The sequence below is a fragment of the Providencia sp. PROV033 genome, assembly GCF_028484855.1.
GTDB lineage: Bacteria > Pseudomonadota > Gammaproteobacteria > Enterobacterales > Enterobacteriaceae > Providencia > Providencia alcalifaciens.
On the sequence record NZ_JAMPSW010000034.1, the window covers coordinates 19,850 to 37,718 of the forward strand.

Sequence of the window (17,869 nt, forward strand, 5' to 3'; positions counted from 1 at the left end):
GTAAAGCCTAATATCTCACACGTTTGAGGATGATTAGTTGACAAGCTGAAAATTTGCGTAGCAACTAATTTTTATTAATACATAAATGAAAATAATGTCTTATGAAAAAAACACTACTCTGCGCTGCTGCTTTAACATCATTAGCAGGAACCGCGAATGCTGAAAATTTTCTTGGGTATCAGAATGGTTTCGCAGACATCAACGTGAACTATCTTGACTGGTCCCGTCATACAGTAAACAAATCTAAGAATACAACTCATAAGGAAGATTTTGCTTACCTCGAGCTCGAAGGCGGCGCTAACTTTAATTGGGGTGAACTGTATGGATTCTTTGATCTTGAAAACCCATTCAATAAACAACATGAAGATCCAGGCAAAAACCAACGTTACACTGTAAAAACAACAGCTCGCGTTTATATCGCAGATACTGGATTTAACTTATATGGTCATGTTTATGGTACTTGGTCTTTACCAGGTGATAAGCATGGGGGCAATTTCCATGAAGTAAATACACTGTATGGATTAGGCTATAACACTTCGATTGGCGATCTATGGTTCAAGCCTTTCGTCGCCTTACATTATGTAGACCAAACTTATTATTCTGGTAATAACGGTTATGTCGTAGGTTGGGTTGCGGGTTATAACTTTAAAATGTTCCAAGAAAATTTCATGATCACCAACTGGCACGAAATGGAATTTGCTCGTCATGAACGCTATGGTAATGGCGGTCGTGATGGCGTAAATGGAGCACTTGCTTTTTGGTGGAACGCCACTCCAAATTTAGCAGCCGGTGTCCAATATCGTTATGCTGACAATAAATTAGGTGATGATTTCTATCAAGATGCAATCATTTATACATTAAAGTATAACTTCTAGTGACAACGAAAAACTTGTATATATTTTTAATATATTTCCTTTAGTTTCAAAAATGTAACAGTTTTTCTGTATTGTTTTGCCGGTAAAGTAATCAATTTAGCTTTATCGGCAATAAATTCAGTAATTTCCCCTACCAATTCTCTTAACAATCCAATCTGTTTTCATATTTTTTTGTCAATTTTGTATATATTTTTCTTTGAAAAATTACCAAGATAATTTAGTATTCATACTGTTTTATCAAAACATACCTATAATTAGCAGCACTTTTAACTTTTTAGACGCAAAAGCTTTACATGTGATCATATTAACATAAAAAGCTAACATTTCCGTTTCTTTGCCTTACAATCATTTACACTCGCATAACCTTACCGTAAAATGCCCGCACTGATGAAACGACAATTAGATTCTTGTCATTTGGGGTCGTGGATGAGACTTATGAACTACAAAAAAAGCATTGGAGCAATCTCACTGGTTGTAGCAGCCTTATTATTAGGCGGTTGCGATATGGTGTTGATGGATCCTAAAGGCGCCGTTGGCGTAAAACAAAAAGAGCTGATTCTTATTGCAATCGGTTTAATGCTCCTTGTTGTGATTCCTGTTATTTTTATGGCGATTATCTTCGCAGTGAAATATCGTGAGTCCAATAAGTCAGCTACCTACCGTCCTAACTGGGCTCACTCTAACAAAATTGAGTTAGTCTGTTGGACAGTTCCTATCATTATTATCATTATTCTAGGTGCTATCACTTGGAAAACGACTCATGAGCTGGACCCGTATCAGCCATTAGTTAGTGATCAGGAACCTGTTACCATTCAAGTTATTTCAGCTGATTGGAAATGGATCTTTATCTATCCAGATCAAGGCATTGCTACAGTCAATGAAATCGCGTTCCCTGCTGGTGTTCCTGTAAACTTCAAAATCACGTCTGATTCTGTGATGAACTCATTCTTCATTCCATCTTTAGGTGGACAGATCTACGCGATGGCGGGTATGCAGACAAAACTTCACTTAATCGCTAACGAACCTGGTACCTATAAAGGCTTCTCAGCAAGTTATAGCGGCCACGGCTTCTCAGATATGAAATTCAATGCTATTGCAACAGCAGATCGCCAAGGCTTCGATGAGTGGGTACAGAAAGTAAAAGCATCACCAAAAACTATGGATACGATGCAGGCATTCGACGAAGTTGCTAAACCTAGCATGAACGTTCCTGTTACCTACTTCTCTAGCGTGAAACCTAAACTTTATGAAGACATTATTATGAAGTTTGGTCATGAGCACCATAAAGGTCACGCTCCTGTAGATGCTAATAATGAAGCAAATCATTCTATGCACATGGGCAACACGGCTCAAGCACAAGAATCTACAGGTCATTCAATGCATATGAGCCATAATGCTCATGCAGGCGCTGAGGAATAAGGGCATGTTTGGAAAACTAACACTGGACGCAGTTCCACTTCATGAACCGATTATCGTTATTACACTGATTGCCATTGTCCTCGGTGGACTTGGCTTAGTCGGTGCAATCACCTATTTCGGAAAATGGAAATGGCTGTGGAAAGAATGGTTAACGTCTGTTGACCATAAAAAAATTGGTATTATGTACATCATCGTTGCGATGGTGATGTTATTCCGCGGTTTCGCGGATGCGATTATGATGCGTGGTCAGCAAGTGCTGGCTTCAGCGGGTCAAGAAGGTTTCTTAAACCCTCACCACTATGATCAGATCTTTACAGCGCACGGCGTTATCATGATTTTCTTCATGGCAACTCCATTTGTTGTTGGTCTGATGAACTTAGTTGTTCCTCTGCAAATTGGTGCCCGTGACGTTGCATTCCCATTCCTTAACTCCCTGAGCTTCTGGTTCTTCGTAGTGGGTGTTGTATTAATCAACATCTCATTAGGGGTAGGTGAATTCGCACAAACTGGTTGGTTAGCATACCCTCCTCTGTCCGGCTTGGAGTACAATCCGGGGGTCGGGGTCGATTATTGGATATGGAGTCTCCAGATATCCGGTATCGGTACGCTATTAACAGGTGTTAACTTCTTCGCGACCATTATCCGCATGCGTGCACCGGGTATGTCGATGATGAAAATGCCAGTATTTAGCTGGGCAGCATTCTGTACCAACATCCTGATTATTGCAGCATTCCCAATTCTGACAGTGACCATCACGTTACTGACATTAGACCGTTATCTGGGCACCCATTTCTTCACTAACGATATGGGCGGCAACATGATGATGTACATCAACCTGATTTGGGCATGGGGTCACCCTGAGGTGTATATCCTTGTTCTACCAGTGTTCGGTGTGTTCTCAGAAATTGCAGCAACCTTCTCGAAAAAGCGTCTGTTTGGTTATACCTCACTAGTGTGGGCAACCATCGTTATCACCGTTATGTCCTTCATCGTATGGTTACACCACTTCTTTACGATGGGTTCAGGTGCGAACGTTAACGCCTTCTTTGGTATCGCTACGATGATTATCGCAATCCCTACAGGGGTTAAGATTTTCAACTGGCTGTTCACCATGTACCAAGGTCGTATCGAGTTCAAATCACCAATGTTATGGACTATCGGTTTTATCATCACCTTCTCTGTAGGTGGTATGACTGGTGTTCTGTTAGCAGTTCCGGGTGCAAACTTCGTTCTGCACAACAGCCTGTTCCTGATTGCTCACTTCCATAACGTTATTATTGGTGGTGTGGTATTCGGATGCTTCGCGGGTATGACTTACTGGTTCCCTAAAGCTTACGGCTTCACATTGAATGAGAAATGGGGTGTTCGTGCCTTCTGGCTCTGGATTACCGGTTTCTTCTTAGCATTCATGCCGTTATATATCCTTGGCTTTATGGGTATGACCCGTCGTCTGAGCCAGAATATTGACCCAACCTATCACGGTATGCTGGTTGCAGCTGCGTGTGGTGCAGGTCTGATTGCTCTGGGTATTGCTTGCCAAGTTATTCAAATTATCGTGAGTATCCGTGACCGTCATGAAAACCGTGACTTAACCGGTGACCCATGGGGTGGACGTACTCTTGAGTGGGCAACCTCTTCTCCACCACCATTCTACAACTTCGCTATTGAACCACAGATTCAAACTCGCGATGCTTGGTGGGATATGAAAGAGAAGGGTATCGCTCATAAGAAACCAACTTCATATGAAGAAATTCATATGCCGAAGAACACAGGCGCTGGCGTTATCATCGCTGCATTTAGCTTAATTTTTGGTTTCGCAATGATCTGGCACATCTGGTGGCTGGCAATCGTTGGTTTCGGTGGCATGATTGTTACTTGGATTGCAAAAAGCTTCGACGAAGATGTTGATTACTACGTACCTGTTGCTGAAATCGAACAAATCGAGAATAAGCACTTTGAAGAATTACGTAAGGCAGGTGTGAACGATGTCAACTAATACAATGACTAATCATAATGTAGCCCATGCAGAGCATGGGCACCACGATGCAGGTGCAACGAAAGTATTTGGGTTCTGGATCTACTTAATGAGTGACCTGATCCTGTTTGCTAGCTTGTTTGCAACTTATGTGGTTTTATCTGATGGCACTGCTGGCGGTCCTGCTGGTAGAGACATCTTTAGTTTGCAGTTCGTATTAGGTGAAACATTCTTACTGTTATTCAGTAGTATCACCTACGGTTTTGCAATGATTGCAATGCACAAAGAGAAAGTGGCTGCCGTTAACTTATGGCTATTCATTACTTTCTTATTTGGTCTTGGCTTCGTTGTGATGGAAGTTTATGAGTTCCACGAGCTGATCGCTGAAGGCTACGGTCCAGATCGCAGTGGTTTCTTATCTGCTTTCTTCGCATTAGTTGCGACTCACGGTATCCACGTAACTTGTGGTCTGGTTTGGATCATTCTGATGATTATCCAAAACTGTCGTCGTGGTCTGACTGCGGTTAACAAAACCCGTCTGAACTGCCTGAGCCTGTTCTGGCACTTCTTAGATGTTGTTTGGATCTGTGTATTTACCGTTGTTTATCTTCTGGGGGCTATTTAAATGAGTCATGCAAAAGATGCTCATACTGGAGCAAGCCACGGTAGCGTTAAGACATACCTGATTGGCTTTATTCTGTCAGTAATTTTGACTGTAATTCCTTTCTGGATGGTGATGAATGGAACAGCGTCACAAGGCGTTATTCTGGCAACTGTTGTTGGAATGGCAGTCGTGCAGATCCTTGTACACCTTGTCTGTTTCTTACACATGAATACATCATCAGATGAGCGCTGGAACCTGATTGCATTCCTGTTCACTATGCTAATCATCGGTATCGTTGTTATTGGCTCTCTGTGGATTATGTACAACCTGAACATCAATATGATGCTCGACTAAAGAGTTGCCGATATGTTTAAGCAATACCTGCAAGTGACCAAACCAGGAATTATATTCGGAAATCTGATTTCTGTGATCGGCGGTTTTCTGCTGGCCTCTAAAGGGTCAATTGATTACCCGCTGTTTATTGCGACTTTGCTGGGTGTATCATTGGTCGTGGCTTCTGGTTGTGTATTTAACAACTACATCGACCGTGATATTGACCGTATCATGGAAAGAACTAAGAATCGCCCTTTAGTTAAAGGGCTGATTGACCCGAAAGTTAGCCTGATTTACGCAACTGCATTAGGTATTGCTGGTATGGTGCTGCTACTCGTAGCAGCCAATGCACTGGCAATGCTACTTGCACTCATTGGTTTCATTGTGTACGTGGGCGTGTATAGCCTGTACATGAAGCGTAAGTCCGTATATGGCACGTTGATTGGCAGCCTATCAGGCGCAGCACCACCGGTTATCGGCTACTGCGCTGTCACGAATGAATTTGATGCTGGAGCTTTAATCCTGCTGTTGATATTCAGCTTGTGGCAGATGCCGCACTCTTATGCCATCGCAATTTTCCGCTTTAAGGATTATAAAGCCGCAAACATCCCTGTTTTACCGGTGATCAAGGGAATATCTGTCGCTAAGACGCATATCTTCTTGTATATCCTTGCATTTATGGTCGCAACATTAATGTTAGCGATTAGCGGATACGCGGGCTATAAATATCTGGTTGTCGGCGCTGCAGTTAGCTTATGGTGGCTCGGTATGGCAATTTCAGGTTTTAAAACTGAAAATGACGACCGAGTTTGGGCTCGCAAACTGTTCATCTTTTCTATCGTGGCGATTACATCGCTGAGTGTGATGATGTCAGTTGACCCAACCGTTTCAAGCGATACTGTTATAGCGTTAGTCCGATAATTTATTGCATTATTGACAATAAATGCGTTCAAACGGCGGTAAGTGCAAACTTCCCGCCGTTTTTCTTTGCCTGCGAATATTTTTGTGATGATTTTTATGGTTAAATAGCCACCTGCTATCAATAAGCCAATGCTTTTATATAAAAAAACATAACTCACTGATTTACCTTTAAATTAATACCAAAACAGCTGCAACCCGAAATAAAAAGAATAATTTAAGCTCATTAAGATTTAATACTCTAAATAGTTTGGGTTGTAGCAAGGCGGCAAGTGAAGCTAATCCCTAGGAACGTAGATAACTACGTGACTAGGGTTAGTGAGCGTAGCCAACACAGCTACAGCTCAAAATATAACGAGTATTTTTATGAATGATAATAAAATGACCCACCTAGAACTCCGAGCAACTTGGGGACTAGGATCCGTATTCTCCCTTCGCATGCTTGGCATGTTTATGGTGCTCCCGATCCTCACCAGTTATGGGATGCATTTACAGGGTGCTAACGAGTTTTTGATTGGTTTGGCGATTGGTATTTATGGGCTTAGCCAAGCTGTTTTTCAAATCCCATTTGGTTTGATGTCTGACCGAATTGGTCGTAAACCTCTCATTGTTTTTGGGCTACTCATTTTTATCGTGGGCAGTATTATTGCTGCACTCAGCAGCTCTATCTGGGGCATTATTATTGGGCGTGCTTTGCAAGGTGCGGGTGCCATTTCTGCTGCAGTTATGGCTTTATTATCTGATTTAACTCGCGAACAAAATCGTACTAAAGCGATGGCTTTTTTAGGTATTAGTTTTGGAGTCACTTTCGCTATCGCCTTAGTATTAGGACCGATTATCACTCACGCTGTTGGCTTAAGTGGTTTATTTTGGGGCATTACGCTATTGGCAGTTGGCGCTATCTTCGTGACCCTTTTTGTCGTCCCTAATAACACTTACCATGTTGTAAACCGAGAGTCTGCTTTCGTTAAAAGTAACTTAAAAGCGGTTTTATTCAATCCTCAACTACTCAAACTAAATGTTGGGATTTTAAGTTTACATACACTGTTGATGTCCAGCTTTGTTGCCCTCCCCTTACTTATGTCCGATGCAGGTTACTTAGCTAAAGACCATTGGAAAGCGTACTTAGTCACTATGCTAGTCGCGTTTATCTGTGTGCTGCCATTCATTATTTATGCAGAAAAACACCGTAAAATGAAGCAAGTTTTCCTATTTTGTATTTTACTCTTAGCCGCAGCAGAAATTGTTTTATGGCAATCGGGTCATCAACTGTGGATTATTTTCTTAGGCATCCAACTGTTCTTTATTGCTTTTAACATCATGGAGGCAATTTTACCTTCATTGATCAGTAAGGAAGCACCCGCTGGTTATAAAGGCACCGCAATGGGCGTTTACTCGACTAGCCAATTTTTAGGTGTGGCGCTAGGAGGAATTCTTGGCGGATGGTTATATAAATTTGAAGGTGCTAGTACCGTTTTTATCGGCGGGTTAATACTTTGTGCCGCGTGGTTTATTGTCAGTTTGACGATGAAACAACCACCTTATGTCAGCAGCATTCGTATGGTTCTGCCACACCGGTTTAAAAATATCGCTAAACTTCAAGAACAGTTAGAAGCGGTTAATGGCGTACTGGATGTGTCTGTTATCGCTGAAGAAATGAGTATATATATTAAAATTGATAAAAAAATCGTTAATCGCGCAGAGCTCGAAGCGATCGTTCATGCTTAACGACTCGCCCGTACTCATTCACTTATAGCAAATAGCCCGCAACATAGCGGGCTATTTCAATAACGGAAACAAACTTAAAATTAATCGCGGAAGTTATTGAATTGGAATGGTTGACCTAAGTTACCACCACGAACTAATGCCATAACCGATTGTAAATCGTCTCGCGCTTTGCCGGTCACACGCACTTGTTCACCTTGAATTTGTGCTTGAACTTTCAACTTACTGTCTTTAATCAATTTAACAATTTTCTTTGCGATGCTCGCTTCGATACCTTGTTTTAAGGTCACTTCTACGCTGTACGTTTTACCGCTATGAACAATCTCTTCCGGGACATTCAATACGGCACCATCAATACCTCGTTTTGCCATTTTTTCTCTTAAGATATCAACCAATTGCAAAACTTGGAAATCAGATTCGCTGGTAACTTTGATAGATTCATTTTTATCATTCAGTTCAAAATTTGCGGTGACATTTTTAAAATCCCAGCGACTCGTTAATTCACGCTGAGCATTTTCTACCGCATTGCGGACTTCACTCATTTCAACTTCAGATACAATATCAAATGATGGCATTTTAACGCTCTCCTATAATCAATCGGCTTATCATAGCCTATTTGATTATCACACACCACGTTGACAGCGCTCATCACTTGTATAACACAACTAATTATTTGGATATCATAATAAAATCGCTATGATGGCAATCAATAATCAAAGTCAACTGCTCTCAGATAGTAGGGAAAACCGATGAAAATAACCCTGATTGGCTGTGGTGCTATTGGTAAACTCTGGCTAGCCGCGCTCTCCTCACAAGGACATGATATTCAAGGCTGGTTACGCATGGCTCAATCTGACCTATTTGTCGATGTCAATGAGCCCGATGGTCAAGTATTTCGTGAATTAATTCCTTGTAATAGCCACCAACACCTTCATTCGAGTGAGCTGGTCATCGTTTGTTTGAAGGCATGGCAAGTTTCAGATGCCCTATTACCCTTACTTGCAATCATACCTGAAAGTAGCCCAATCCTCTTGCTTCACAATGGATTAGGTACATTGGAAGAGCTCGGTACATTACGTCATCCATTTTTATGTGGCGTCACAACCCATGCCGCATGGCAAGATAATAACCAAGTTTTTCATGTCGCTCATGGTGTCACTCACATTGGTGCAGTTAACTCCCTAGCGGAATCTTATTACCCGATTGCCAATATCCTACATGATGCACTACCTGACGTGGCTTGGCACAATCAAATCCTCAATACCAGCTGGCGAAAATTGATGGCCAATTGCGTCATTAACCCCCTCACTATCGAGCATAACTGTGCTAATGGAGCGCTTGTCCACTACCCAGAACAGATTGCACTACTGATTGATGAATGTTGCCAAGTGATGAGCGCTGAAGGATTGCACGCAGACAAAACAGAGCTAACTGAATATATCTATGGCATCATTCACAGCAGTGCAGAAAATTATTCATCGATGCTCCAAGATGTGCGAAATCATCGCCGAACTGAGATTGACTATATTACGGGATTTTTAATCAAAAAAGCCCGAGCGCATGGCTTAGCCACTCCCGAAAATGACCGCTTATACCATTTAATTAAAAATCGAGAACAACGTTATGACAACCTCCGTGCTGATATGCATCGCCAATGGTAGTGAAGAAATTGAAACAGTCACTACCGCCGATTTACTGGTCCGTGCCGGAATACAGGTGACATTAGCCAGTGTGACGGAAGACGGAGCATTAGAGATTACCGCATCTCGAGGTATTAAACTGGTTGCTGACCTACCTATCATCCACGTAGCAGACGAGCCTTTTGATGCAATCGTGTTACCCGGCGGTCTGGCAGGAGCAGAAGCTTTCCGTGATAGCCCTCTGGTGGTTGAAAAAGTCAGGCGCATGCATTTGGATGGAAAAATTGTAGCAGCCATCTGTGCCGCCCCTGCATTAGTTTTGGAGCACCACCAGCTATTTCCTCTCGGAAACATGACTGGCTTTCCAAGTATGCGGGACAAAATTCCAGCCCATAAATGGGTCGATAGACGTGTTTATTTCGATGAAAGAGTGAATTTACTCACGAGCCAAGGACCTGCGACGGCCTTCGATTTTGCGCTGAAGCTGATTGAATTACTGCAAGGGCGAGAAACGGCTGCCAACGTTGCCGCACAGCTCATTTTACCTCCAGGCATTAATGATTATCTGGAAGACTAGAAACAAAAAAGCGAGCTAATCCGCTCGCTTTTTCATTCGACATCACCTGACAACTTATGGGCGATAAACCTTAATATTCTCAAAACCTTGCTCTTTCAAATACAAAGCTTGTAAGCGGCTCATCACACCACGGTCACAATAGAGAAGATACGTTTTCTCTTTTGGTAAATCACCAAATTGTGTGCTCAGTTTGTAGAATGGAATGTGTTTAATTTCAATCCCTTCCAGCTTCAATGGTTTATCTTCAAACTCATCGATTGAGCGGATATCTAAGATAACTTCGTTATCTGCGGATAACTCGTTGACCATCTCAACTTCAGGCACTTTCTCAAGACTTTCTTGTGCGATTTGGCGGATATCAATGTTTTGAGCCTGCTCAATGACTGACTCTAAAATACCAAAATCAAAGTTAGCTTCTTCCGCTTCGATACGCGCTTTTACGGCTTTCACGGTAGGACTTTTCGAAATCACACCGCAGTATTCTGGCATAGTTTTTGCGAAATCTTCAGTTCCGATCTGACGGGCTAATTTGATAATGTGTTCTTTATCATGAGAAATGAGTGGGCGTAATACTAAGGTGTCTGATGCATTATCAATCAAACGTAAATTCGTCAGTGTTTGACTCGAAACCTGACCAAGCGCTTCACCAGTCACGATAGCTTGAACGCCATAACGCTCTGCCACTTTGGAGGCTGCACGTACCATCATACGTTTCAATACGACCCCCATTTGACCATCATCGATTTTTTCTAAAATCTCAGCCACAACAGGTTCAAAGTTTACTGCTATAAAACGTACTTTATGGGAGCTACCAAAACGGTTCCATAAATAGTGAGCGATTTGCTTCACTCCAATTTCGTGGGCTGCGCCGCCAAGGTTAAAGAAACAATAGTGCACGCGGCAACCGCGACGCATTAACATGTAGCTGGAAACCCCGGAGTCAAACCCACCTGAAATCAGCGACAGGACATCCTCTTGCGTACCAATCGGGAATCCGCCGATACCTTCAATTCTCGCTTTTACTAGGATCAACTTGTCATCTTCAATTTCCAGATGCACGGTGGTGTCAGGATCTTTCAATCTCACTTTCGCTGAGGCGATGTGCTGATTTAAGCCGCCACCGATATAACGCTCAGCGTCAATGGATGAAAACTCATGTTTGCCACGGCGTTTTACTCGCACACAGAACGTTTTGTTCTCCACCGATGCCCCGTAGGCTTCCAGTGTCATTTCAAAAATATGGTGTAAGCTAGTAAAAGGTTTCTCTTCTACTTCGAGAATGTGGTGAATACCCGGAATGCGGCTTAACATGTCACAGATTTCGTCGTGTTTTGATTCCCCTTTAACACGCACTTCAATGTTATCCCAATTACGGACAACCGAGATCTCTTCGCCAAGACTCTTCAATACATTGCGGATGTTACTCGTTAAAATTTTGATAAAACGGAGTCTAACGGTTTGGCTTTTGATTGTGATTTCTGGGAATAACTTAATAATAAACTTCATAGTCGTGGCATGTTCTTGGTTAGTGGGGCAAACGGACGTTGCGAAAAAGTGACTGTTGTACACTTTACCAGTTGTCAATAAAGAGGCGTATTATAGCACTATCTTGCGTACTGAATCTAAAAACACCAATAATAAATTGTAACCATTGCGAGACTAAGTTAGTCTGCACAATAATTAAAGTTTCCCCTCTTTTAAGTGATTTAACATTAGTGATTAACGATTATGGCTAAAGAAAAATCTCAGCAAGTTCCAACTGTTAGTTTTGAAAACTCCCTTCAAGAGCTAGAGCAAATTGTCGCTCGCTTAGAAACAGGGGAGCTTCCTTTGGAAGATGCATTAAATGAATTTGAACGTGGCGTCCAAATTGCGAAACAAGGCCAAAAAGTCCTCCAGCAAGCAGAACAGCGTGTGCAAATTTTGCTGAGCGATGACGAAAATAAAGCCCTCGACAATTTTTCACCTGATACAGAATAAACTATGCCCGAACAACATCCAGACACCTTTGCGCGTCAACAACGCCAAGCTCATGATCGCGTTAATCAGTATCTATTAACCTCATTAGATTCACTGCCTTTTGCTGATCTCCCCTTAGCACAAGCCATGAAATACGGCACGTTATTAGGGGGGAAGCGCTTACGTCCTTTCTTAACTTATGCCGTTGGCGAAATGCTCGGCGTGAGTCTTGATAATTTAGACGCACCCGCAGCCGCCGTTGAGTGCATCCACGCTTACTCGCTGATCCATGATGATTTACCGGCTATGGATGACGACGACTTACGTCGTGGGCAACCCACTTGCCACATCAAATTTGGTGAAGGTAATGCGGTACTTGCAGGCGATGCCTTACAGACATTTGCCTTCCAGTTACTGTCTAGCGCATCAATGCCCGATGTCTCCGATAAAGACCGCATTGCGATGATTGCCGAACTGGCGTATGCCAGTGGCTTAGCGGGTATGTGTGGAGGACAAGCATTAGATCTTGATGCAGAAGGTAAACGCGTTGATCTTGTTTCTCTTGAGCGTATCCACCAGCACAAAACGGGGGCTTTAATCCGTGCCGCTATTCGTCTTGGCGCCTACGCCGCGGGGCATAAAGGATATCAAGCCTTAACTAACTTAGATAAGTACGCGGAATCCATCGGATTAGCCTTCCAAGTTCAAGACGATATCTTAGACGTCATCGGTGATAGTGCAGTGACGGGCAAACGCCAAGGTGCTGATGAGCAACATGAAAAAAGTACTTATCCCTCACTACTGGGTCTGGAAGCGGCTCAAGAAAAAGCCAAAGAACTCTATCAAGATGCGATCACTGCTTTAGAATCATTACAATCCCAAGGCTACAATACGGATTTGTTAAGAGCTTTAGCCAATTTTGTCATTGAGCGCAAAAGCTGACAATATGTTTTGCCTTTTGGTATGCATAAGACCGATAATTATAACATTGATTACCTAAACAACCTTGAGCTGTTGTGACGACTTACAAAATGCATTTAACGAAGAAAAATCACTGTCACCAGCCGCTCAATGTTAACAGGCATCGCCCTAATTAATTTAAGTAGTGAGCACCTAATGAGTATAGATACCGCTAAATACCCAACGCTGGCACTTGCAGAGACGCCTGATGAACTGCGCCTTTTGCCAAAAGAGAGCTTGCCAAAGCTTTGTGATGAACTGAGACAATTTTTACTAAATAGTGTAAGTCGCTCGAGCGGTCACTTTGCATCAGGACTGGGGGCTATTGAACTCACCGTTGCTCTGCACTATGTTTACAAAACCCCGTTTGATAACCTTGTTTGGGATGTTGGGCATCAAGCTTACCCACACAAAATTTTAACGGGTCGCCGTGATAGAATTGACACTATTCGTCAAAAAAATGGGTTACACCCCTTTCCATGGCGCGCAGAAAGCGAATATGACATTTTAAGTGTTGGTCATTCCTCAACCTCCATTAGTGCCGGTTTAGGTATGGCTATCGCCGCAGAAAAAGAAGATAAAAATCGCAAAACCGTTTGTGTCATTGGTGATGGTGCGATTACCGCAGGAATGGCATTCGAAGCCATGAACCATGCCGGCGATGCCGCGCCCGATATGCTGGTGATCCTCAATGATAATGAAATGTCCATCTCTGAAAACGTTGGTGCTCTGAATAACCACTTAGCCCACTTACTTTCTGGCAAGCTGTATACAACGCTGCGTGAAGGTGGAAAAAAAGTTTTCTCTAATATTCCACCAATCAAAGAGTTACTCAAAAAAACCGAAGAACACATCAAAGGCATGGTTGTCCCTGGTACCATGTTTGAAGAATTGGGCTTTAACTACATAGGTCCTGTCGATGGTCACGACGTTATTGCGCTGATCCAAACGCTAAAAAATATGCGTGAGCTAAAAGGACCACAATTCCTGCACATCATGACTAAAAAAGGTCGTGGTTATGAGCCGGCCGAAAAAGACCCAATTAGCTGGCACGCAGTACCTAAATTCGACCCAGCTACTTTTACGTTACCAAAAAGCAAAGACACCAGACCGACATTCTCAAAAATTTTTGGGGATTGGCTGTGTGAAGAAGCAAAAGATGATGACAAGCTCATGGCAGTCACCCCTGCCATGCGCGAAGGCTCTGGTATGGTACGTTTCTCAAAAGAGTACCCAGACCAATACTTTGATGTGGCGATTGCTGAACAGCATGCCGTTACATTCGCGGCAGGTCTTGCTATTGGGGGCTATAACCCAATCGTAGCTATTTACTCGACCTTCTTACAACGTGGTTATGACCAAGTGATTCACGATGTGGCTATCCAAAAACTTCCTGTGATGTTTGCCATTGACCGTGCAGGTATCGTTGGTGCTGATGGTCAAACCCATCAAGGGTCATTCGATATTTCATTCTTACGTTGTATCCCAACAATGGTCATCATGACACCCAGTGATGAAAACGAATGTCGCCAAATGCTACATACTGGGTATCATTATCAAGAAGGTCCAACCGCTGTACGCTATCCACGAGGTGCTGGTACTGGTGCAGAATTAATGCCATTGGCACCACTCGAAATAGGAAAAGGAATTGTCCGCCGCCAAGGTGAAAAAGTCGCTATTCTCAGCTTTGGTACACTGCTCAGCAATGCACTCGAAGCCGCAGAACAAATCAACGCAACCGTGGTTGATATGCGTTTTGTGAAACCTTTAGATGAAGCCTTAATCCTTGAAATAGCGAATAGTCATGACATGCTTGTGACATTGGAAGAAAATGCGATTATGGGTGGAGCTGGAAGCGGTGTGAATGAATTCTTAATGAAAGAGAAGAAAGTTCTCCCTGTACTGAATTTAGGCTTACCGGATTTCTTTATTCCTCAAGGGACACAAGATGAGTTATTGGCTGATCTGGGCTTAGATGCCATAGGGATCGTTAACGCGATAAAGGCTTATCTGAATAAATAATTTTGTAAAATAAGGCGTTAACTCAGTAACGCCTTATTAATCCGCAAAACCATCTCATTCTTAGCGCATGATTATAGACAGTTCCGCACTACCGCTCACTTTACCTGCAACGTTATTACCCCGAGAATAAAGCTCATAGACCAACTCATTATTCACACTCACATTCGTCTGTTGAGCAGTAATTTTGGCTAAATCAATTGGGCGCTGATCTACGGTAATCGGCGTTTTATTGCCATTGACCATGACATACATTTTGACGTATGCCCCTGGTTTTTTCTGTGTATCGAGCAAATTGATTTCCAAACTATTACCCGAATAATATTGCGGCTTCACATTACCCGATAACGAAATAGTTGCTGCGATTTTATTGTACACCTGGTCACAATTTACCGACATGCTATTTTTCACCGTAGCCAGTAACTCATTACTTTGACTACTCGCACTATGAGGACCAAAATTCACATAATTTGGGGCATTAAGTGTACATGTTAACCCCGATACCTCAATGTATACTCGGTCCGAAGACAGCGCCCTTGATATTTCTCTACCCCTCGGATTTCGTATTGAGATCCCAATACCGTCACGTAAATAATAAGTTCCGCTCCTTTGATTACCCGTTCCATAGATCAAGAAACGCCCTGTAGCAACCACTAAATGGTTAATCTCAGATTCAGTTCCCTGACCTGTAGCTGGCGAACTTTGTCTAGGTGCCCATAAGCAATCGCTGTCCACTCCTAATTGCTCATTAGTTCCAGAGCCCCATCCATTAAAATGCCCAACAATCGTATCGATATAACTCTTGGTTCTCGCATTTCGCCTTTCATCAACAAATACAATCTCTGGTACGATAATCATTTCGCCTTGGGCTATAGGGACACCTGCCACACCATCAATAACCTTTAGAACTCTTGGGTCATTACGACATTCATAAATTATTCCATTATAAAAATTATATAACCGAACATAACTAGAAGGAGAATACCCTGAATATGACAGGGTAGAACCACTTAAAGTTACATTTGGCTGGCCATAAACGCCAATCAATCCTCGCCCATTGAGGACTGTCACCGAAAGACTGGGTGCATTCACGATTAAAATGAACAAACCGCTCAGTAATACGCTTTTCAGCCTCATTAATATCTTCTTCGTCATTGTATTCATTCTCATAAAACATCCAGCCCACTTAATGGCATAACAGCGTTAAATTACGTAGCGATGAATACGCGTTCTCAACGGATTTCTCCATTTCAAAAGGCGCTTCACAACGCTCGGAGCCACTTTTGCCCCACTTAATCACCAACTGTCCTGACTCGGGTAATCCGCTTAAATAAACCCGTCCGTTATCACTGACAATGCCAGAAATGATAGCGTCTTCTGCAGTCTCATTTTGGTGAAGCGATGCAATAGCGCCCATCGGAACATTGTGCGGCTGCTGTAGGGTGATCATGGCTTGATAGCCTTTTAATGTTTTAAAATGAGCACTCACAATCGCACCTTTTGTTGGATAGAGGTTCAACGCATTTTCTTTACTCTCTACGTTTTCAGGCAGTGTATGCACATCTAAACTTGCGACGTTTTGTGCATAATCCGACAAATGAGGGAGTACACCGTAACCATTCAAATCAATGACTGTTGAGCCGTTATTGACTTTTGTTCCTGCTGCATCAGGGGCATACACTACCGCAGCTGAATTTCCTATATATTGGCTCAAAGAAACGCCACCGGCGTGAATAATCATGCCACCTGACGCGTTGGCATACATGAGTTGGCTATCACGACCATAGCTGTATCCACCACCGAGGTATCCTTTACTACCTTGATAGCCCAAACTTAACGAGCTCATCATGCTCTGATCTTGGTTATCGCCACTCTCAGTCAACTGATAATTAAGTTTATTTTCTAGCAACTGACCATTAATCCCGACCTGCTGATAAGTACGCCCAGTATTATCATGGCTGACTTGAAAAGTGCTGTTAATGTTCTCAATACTTTTGTGGCCACTGAAAATACTGAACGGAATGCTCATGTTCACACTCACTTGCTTATTTTCAGGCCAATTTCCATTACCTTCAGTACGGCTGATGCTGTAATCAATACCGTAGCTAACGCCACGATAAAAACTGTTATAACCCAGACCCAGTGTCGTGACCGTATCCGCTTTCCCCCAGTAATCACTGCGCATCCCACGTAAGTAAATAGAACCCCACTTGCCTAATGACTGGTTGATATATGTTTGAAAGCTACTGCGCTGGCGACCATTAAGCCACGGTGCGACGTTTTCCTTTAATTGGTATCCAGCTTGGTTGAAATCTGCAAAGCTGTAATACTCTTTCGTCGAATAACGTAGTGCTGTTAAATCCACAGATGTCCCACTTTCCGATAGGTTTTTAGAATAGCGAACACGAAAAGAGTGACCTTGTTTACGTTCATTAAAAATCGTGGTTTGAGCGTGCGTCATATCCATAGAAAGCGCACCAAATGCCCAATGAAATCCCTGTCCCGACCATTCCACTCCAGTAGTTATTCGCCCCTAATAATCCGGTGTAAACCGTGATAGCTTTTGGCAACCCATAAATCAGTGTTCCCATCATGAAATGCTGCTCTTTAGAGCCGTCCGTGATCCCTCCATCATACTGACCCGCAGCAATTTCATATTTTAAGCCACCGACACGCTGCATAACGGGCAGTGAAGAGAACGCTTGCGTAAATACACGTGTAGAACCGTCTTCCTCTTGAATGGAAACCTCTAAGTCTCCTGCAGCTCCTGTCGGATAAATGTCATTAATCACAAACGGTCCCGGAGCCACATAGGTTTGGTAAATAATATTGCCGTTTTGCCTGATGATAATTCGTGAGTTCGAC

At 42.8% G+C, this 17,869-nt stretch carries 17 protein-coding genes; 12 read left to right on the forward strand and 5 right to left on the reverse strand.

Annotation, left to right across the window (positions count from 1 at the left end; all coding sequences use genetic code 11):
• Window positions 1-101 precede the first annotated feature (101 nt).
• The 7 genes from PSF16_RS08050 to PSF16_RS08080 all read left to right on the forward strand — a co-directional run bounded on the left by PSF16_RS08050 (window position 102) and on the right by PSF16_RS08080 (window position 7,852).
• A complete protein-coding gene (locus PSF16_RS08050) occupies window positions 102-875 on the forward strand; it encodes a nucleoside-specific channel-forming Tsx family protein (RefSeq protein WP_006662772.1) in 774 nt (257 codons plus the stop codon).
• 426 nt (window positions 876-1,301) lie between these two features.
• A complete protein-coding gene (gene cyoA / locus PSF16_RS08055; protein WP_036961872.1) occupies window positions 1,302-2,294 on the forward strand; it encodes a cytochrome o ubiquinol oxidase subunit II in 993 nt (330 codons plus the stop codon).
• Window positions 2,295-2,298: 4 nt separating this feature from the next.
• Window positions 2,299-4,290 carry a cytochrome o ubiquinol oxidase subunit I gene (cyoB, locus tag PSF16_RS08060; RefSeq protein ID WP_272689088.1) on the forward strand — a complete coding sequence of 664 codons (1,992 nt, stop codon included), beginning with the start codon at window positions 2,299-2,301 and terminating at the stop codon, window positions 4,288-4,290.
• Window positions 4,280-4,894: a cytochrome o ubiquinol oxidase subunit III gene (locus PSF16_RS08065; RefSeq protein WP_006657210.1), complete on the forward strand. Its 615-nt coding sequence runs from the start codon at window positions 4,280-4,282 to the stop codon at window positions 4,892-4,894. The genes cyoB and PSF16_RS08065 overlap by 11 nt, the downstream gene beginning before the upstream one ends.
• Window positions 4,895-5,227: a cytochrome o ubiquinol oxidase subunit IV gene (locus tag PSF16_RS08070; RefSeq protein ID WP_006657209.1), complete on the forward strand. Its 333-nt coding sequence runs from the start codon at window positions 4,895-4,897 to the stop codon at window positions 5,225-5,227. It begins immediately after the preceding gene.
• A gap of 12 nt (window positions 5,228-5,239) precedes the next feature.
• Window positions 5,240-6,127 carry a heme o synthase gene (gene cyoE, locus PSF16_RS08075; protein ID WP_006657208.1) on the forward strand — a complete coding sequence of 296 codons (888 nt, stop codon included), beginning with the start codon at window positions 5,240-5,242 and terminating at the stop codon, window positions 6,125-6,127.
• A 363-nt stretch (window positions 6,128-6,490) separates the two neighbouring features.
• A complete protein-coding gene (locus tag PSF16_RS08080; protein ID WP_036961868.1) occupies window positions 6,491-7,852 on the forward strand; it encodes an MFS transporter in 1,362 nt (453 codons plus the stop codon).
• Window positions 7,853-7,932: 80 nt separating this feature from the next.
• On the opposite strand, the gene PSF16_RS08085 is transcribed toward PSF16_RS08080, so the two are convergent.
• A complete protein-coding gene (locus tag PSF16_RS08085) occupies window positions 7,933-8,424 on the reverse strand; it encodes a YajQ family cyclic di-GMP-binding protein (protein ID WP_006657206.1) in 492 nt (163 codons plus the stop codon).
• Window positions 8,425-8,598: 174 nt separating this feature from the next.
• On the opposite strand from PSF16_RS08085, the gene panE reads away from it, so the two are divergent.
• Together panE and yajL are read left to right on the forward strand one after the other, a co-directional pair.
• The gene (gene panE, locus PSF16_RS08090) at window positions 8,599-9,510 is read left to right on the forward strand and encodes a 2-dehydropantoate 2-reductase (RefSeq protein ID WP_036961866.1); all 912 of its coding nucleotides are present in this window, start codon (window positions 8,599-8,601) and stop codon (window positions 9,508-9,510) included.
• Entirely contained in the window at window positions 9,473-10,066 is a 594-nt protein-coding gene (gene yajL, locus PSF16_RS08095) for a protein deglycase YajL (RefSeq protein WP_006662777.1), read from the forward strand. The genes panE and yajL overlap by 38 nt, the downstream gene beginning before the upstream one ends.
• Before the next feature lie 54 nt (window positions 10,067-10,120).
• Here yajL and thiI read toward each other — a convergent pair whose 3' ends face one another.
• A complete protein-coding gene (gene thiI, locus PSF16_RS08100; protein ID WP_006662778.1) occupies window positions 10,121-11,572 on the reverse strand; it encodes a tRNA uracil 4-sulfurtransferase ThiI in 1,452 nt (483 codons plus the stop codon).
• 222 nt (window positions 11,573-11,794) lie between these two features.
• Between thiI and xseB the strand changes: the two genes are divergently transcribed.
• The 3 genes from xseB (at window position 11,795) to dxs (ending at window position 15,007) form a co-directional block, all read left to right on the forward strand.
• Entirely contained in the window at window positions 11,795-12,046 is a 252-nt protein-coding gene (xseB, locus tag PSF16_RS08105; RefSeq protein WP_006657202.1) for an exodeoxyribonuclease VII small subunit, read from the forward strand.
• 3 nt (window positions 12,047-12,049) lie between these two features.
• Window positions 12,050-12,967 (forward strand): (2E,6E)-farnesyl diphosphate synthase, encoded by a 918-nt coding sequence (gene ispA, locus PSF16_RS08110; RefSeq protein WP_006657201.1) that lies wholly within the window; start codon window positions 12,050-12,052, stop codon window positions 12,965-12,967.
• A 174-nt stretch (window positions 12,968-13,141) separates the two neighbouring features.
• Complete coding sequence (dxs, locus tag PSF16_RS08115) at window positions 13,142-15,007, forward strand: 1-deoxy-D-xylulose-5-phosphate synthase (protein WP_272689089.1); 1,866 nt, start codon at window positions 13,142-13,144, stop codon at window positions 15,005-15,007.
• A 60-nt stretch (window positions 15,008-15,067) separates the two neighbouring features.
• Here dxs and PSF16_RS08120 read toward each other — a convergent pair whose 3' ends face one another.
• The 3 genes from PSF16_RS08120 to PSF16_RS08130 all read right to left on the reverse strand — a co-directional run.
• On the reverse strand, window positions 15,068-16,141 hold the full coding sequence (locus tag PSF16_RS08120; RefSeq protein ID WP_272689090.1) for a hypothetical protein: 1,074 nt from the start codon (window positions 16,139-16,141) through the stop codon (window positions 15,068-15,070).
• Between the two features lie 49 nt (window positions 16,142-16,190).
• Complete coding sequence (locus PSF16_RS08125) at window positions 16,191-17,471, reverse strand: fimbria/pilus outer membrane usher protein (protein ID WP_272689091.1); 1,281 nt, start codon at window positions 17,469-17,471, stop codon at window positions 16,191-16,193.
• Window positions 17,437-17,869, reverse strand: a 433-nt coding sequence (locus tag PSF16_RS08130) for a fimbria/pilus outer membrane usher protein (RefSeq protein WP_272689092.1), incomplete at its 5' end; no start/stop codon positions are given. The genes PSF16_RS08130 and PSF16_RS08125, both read right to left, overlap by 35 nt.

Bases quoted from the DNA above. Each gene is read 5' to 3' on its own strand.
- PSF16_RS08050 (WP_006662772.1), top strand. From the start codon at position 102: ATGAAAAAAACACTACTCTGCGCTGCTGCTTTAACATCATTAGCAGGA.
- cyoA (WP_036961872.1), top strand. From the start codon at position 1,302: ATGAGACTTATGAACTACAAAAAAAGCATTGGAGCAATCTCACTGGTT.
- cyoB (WP_272689088.1), top strand. From the start codon at position 2,299: ATGTTTGGAAAACTAACACTGGACGCAGTTCCACTTCATGAACCGATT.
- PSF16_RS08065 (WP_006657210.1), top strand. From the start codon at position 4,280: ATGTCAACTAATACAATGACTAATCATAATGTAGCCCATGCAGAGCAT.
- PSF16_RS08070 (WP_006657209.1), top strand. From the start codon at position 4,895: ATGAGTCATGCAAAAGATGCTCATACTGGAGCAAGCCACGGTAGCGTT.
- cyoE (WP_006657208.1), top strand. From the start codon at position 5,240: ATGTTTAAGCAATACCTGCAAGTGACCAAACCAGGAATTATATTCGGA.
- PSF16_RS08080 (WP_036961868.1), top strand. From the start codon at position 6,491: ATGAATGATAATAAAATGACCCACCTAGAACTCCGAGCAACTTGGGGA.
- PSF16_RS08085 (WP_006657206.1), bottom strand. From the start codon at position 8,424: ATGCCATCATTTGATATTGTATCTGAAGTTGAAATGAGTGAAGTCCGC.
- panE (WP_036961866.1), top strand. From the start codon at position 8,599: ATGAAAATAACCCTGATTGGCTGTGGTGCTATTGGTAAACTCTGGCTA.
- yajL (WP_006662777.1), top strand. From the start codon at position 9,473: ATGACAACCTCCGTGCTGATATGCATCGCCAATGGTAGTGAAGAAATT.
- thiI (WP_006662778.1), bottom strand. From the start codon at position 11,572: ATGAAGTTTATTATTAAGTTATTCCCAGAAATCACAATCAAAAGCCAA.
- xseB (WP_006657202.1), top strand. From the start codon at position 11,795: ATGGCTAAAGAAAAATCTCAGCAAGTTCCAACTGTTAGTTTTGAAAAC.
- ispA (WP_006657201.1), top strand. From the start codon at position 12,050: ATGCCCGAACAACATCCAGACACCTTTGCGCGTCAACAACGCCAAGCT.
- dxs (WP_272689089.1), top strand. From the start codon at position 13,142: ATGAGTATAGATACCGCTAAATACCCAACGCTGGCACTTGCAGAGACG.
- PSF16_RS08120 (WP_272689090.1), bottom strand. From the start codon at position 16,141: ATGAGGCTGAAAAGCGTATTACTGAGCGGTTTGTTCATTTTAATCGTG.
- PSF16_RS08125 (WP_272689091.1), bottom strand. From the start codon at position 17,471: ATGGATATGACGCACGCTCAAACCACGATTTTTAATGAACGTAAACAA.